Origin of the sequence: Inquilinus limosus MP06 (assembly GCF_000767795.1) — a bacterium.
Taxonomy (GTDB): domain Bacteria; phylum Pseudomonadota; class Alphaproteobacteria; order DSM-16000; family Inquilinaceae; genus Inquilinus; species Inquilinus limosus_E.
This window is the reverse complement of sequence record NZ_JANX01000755.1, coordinates 1-2,447: the sequence shown is the minus strand read 5'-3', so window position 1 is coordinate 2,447 and position 2,447 is coordinate 1. Positions and strand designations below refer to the sequence as shown.

At 69.8% G+C, this 2,447-nt stretch carries 3 protein-coding genes; 2 read left to right on the top strand and 1 reads right to left on the bottom strand.

Annotated elements, in window-relative coordinates:
- Positions 1-496: DUF4010 domain-containing protein (locus tag P409_RS31930; protein ID WP_034848096.1), on the top strand; the 496-nt coding region annotated here is incomplete at its 5' end.
- A 394-nt stretch (positions 497-890) separates the two neighbouring features.
- Positions 891-2,054: a helix-turn-helix transcriptional regulator gene (locus P409_RS31925; RefSeq protein ID WP_034848094.1), complete on the top strand. Its 1,164-nt coding sequence runs from the start codon at positions 891-893 to the stop codon at positions 2,052-2,054.
- Positions 2,055-2,058: 4 nt separating this feature from the next.
- Here the strand turns inward: P409_RS31925 and P409_RS31920 are convergent.
- A partial coding sequence (locus P409_RS31920; protein WP_274519196.1) for a CorA family divalent cation transporter occupies positions 2,059-2,447 on the bottom strand: 389 nt, incomplete at its 5' end.

Sequence of the window (2,447 nt, the reverse complement as noted above, 5' to 3'; positions counted from 1 at the left end):
TCTAGTGGTCCTGGTGCTGCACCCGCCGCTGTTCCTGGCCCTGATGCCGCCGCTGGCCGGGGCCGCCGTGGTGGCGATCGGCTGCGGCCTGTGGCTGTGGCGGGCCGCCGCGCGCCGGACCGGGGAGGCACCGCCGCTCGGCAACCCGCTGGAGCTGTGGTCGGCGCTGAAGATCGTGGCGCTGATCGTGGTGGTGCTGGTGCTGTCGAAGGCGCTCGACGCCACCCTTGGTGCCGCCGGCCTCTATCTGCTCGCCGCCGTCTCCGGCCTCGCCGATGTCGACGCGATCACGCTGTCGGCGGCGGAACTGACCCAGGGCGGGCTCGACATCGCGGTCGGCGTCGCGGTGGTGCTGATCGCGGCCGGGATGAACACCCTGGTCAAGGCCGGTCTCGCCGTCGTCCTGGGCGGCCGGGCGATGGCCCTGCGCATCCTGCCGGCGACCGTCGCGATGCTGGCCGCCGGCGCCGCCGGCCTCACCCTGTCCGCCTTCTGATCCCCATCCGGCCGGATGGGAAAGGGCTCGGTGCGGGCGTCGTGAGCCCTGAAACGAGACAGGCCACACCGAACGGGTGTGGCCTGTCCCCTATTTCGCCGTCGGTTTGCACGTCGTCCTCGGTGAACCTCCCTGGACGAGCCGCTCGGCTTCTGATTTTTCGAACGTTATGCCTCAGATATATAAAAACCGTATCAATTTGCGTGGGTGTCTGTAATCTCTGTGCGCTTGAAACACCCACAGGATGACTGAAAACCCATTCCGGTCCCATCTGCAAATTGAGGGTGGCAGCCTGACCCAAATGGACTATCTTCCCCAAAAGGGTGATGAAGCCGGCCGGGCGTCGCAGCGCAAGGCCCGTTCCTTTGGCGTCCAGTCGAGGATCGTTCCCGAAATGGCGGATGATCTCCCGGACCTGATCGCGCGAATCTACGACGCGGCGCTTGACCACGGTCTCTGGGATTCGGTTCTCAACGATCTCGCCGGGCTGTTCGCCGACGGCCACGCCAGCCTGTATCTGCTGCACGAATCCGATGATGCCGAGAGCACGGCCTACGAGGCGCTGGCGGCGACCAGCCGCTGGGACCAGGGATTCCTCGACAGCTACGCCCAGCATTTCTGGCGCCTCAACCCGTGGAGCGAGCGGGTGCTGAGCCGCGCGGTCGGCGAGGTCACGGTCAGCGACACGCTAGTGTCGCGCTCCAATCTCGAGCGCACCGAGTTCTTCTCCGACTGGCTGCGGCCGCAGCAGCTGCTGTCCGGCATCGGCGGCACCTTCCTGCGCCGCGGCGGCGTCTCCGCCCATGTCAGCGTGCTGCATGCCGAGCCGATGGCGGCGGAGGAGACGGAGCGGCTGGCGGAGATGATGCGCCGGCTGCTGCCGCATTTCGCCCGCGCGGCGCAGATCCATCAGCGGCTGGGGGACGTGGTGACCCAGCGCGACGTGCTGGAGACCGGCCTGGACCGCCTGTCGATCGGCGTGGTCCTGACCGATCCGACCGGCCGCGTCTCCTTCTCCAACCGGGTGGCCGAGTCGCTGCTGCGGGCCGGCACCGCCCTGCGGGTCGACCAGCGCGGCCTCCTCGCCGCCACCCAGCCGGGAGAGACGGCGCGGCTGCGCCAGCTGATCGCCTCGGCCTCGATCATCCTCGACGATCCGAGGACGGAGCCGGGGGGCGGGCTGACGCTGTCGGATTCGGCCGGCGGCGACCAGCTCGCGGTCCTGGTCGCGCCGGTCAGCCGCAACCGGCCGCTGCTCAGCCTGACCCAGCCCAAGGCGGCGGTGTTCATCGCCGCGCCGGCGCCCGCCAACCAGCTGTCGCAGCCGGAGCTGCGGCGGCTGTACGGCCTGACCGCGACCGAGGCGCGGATCGCCGGCGAGTTGGCGGCCGGGCTGTCGCTGAAGGAGATCGCGACCCGCCTCGATGTCAGCTACGAGACCATCCGCAACCATCTCAAGAAGATCTTCATGAAGACCCGCACCAACCGCCAGTCGGAGCTGGTGCGGCTGCTGCTGCGCAACCTGCCGGCGATCGGCAGCCGCACCGCGGCGGAGTAGGCTTTCAGAACATCCGGCGCCAGAACATCAGGGCCAGCGTCGCCGCGCCCGCGGCCACGATCAGGACCATCACCCACAGGAAGGCGCTGGCGTCCTGCAGGCCCGGCAGCCCGGCGACATTCATGCCGAAGATGCCGGTGATCAGCGTCATCGGCAGGAAGATCGCGGTCAGCACCGCCAGCACCAGCAGGCTGCGGTTCATCGCCTCCGCCCGCTGCGCCGCCAGCTCCTCCTGCAGCAGGCGGGTGCGGTCGATCACCTCGTCGATGCTGCGGGCGACGCGCTGGAAGCGTTCGGCGGCGGCGGCCAGCCCGGCTCGGCCGGCCGGGTCGGCCCAGTCCGGCAGGTCGGCCAGGCCGGCGGCGACCACCGTGCCCTCGGGCAGCAGGTGGC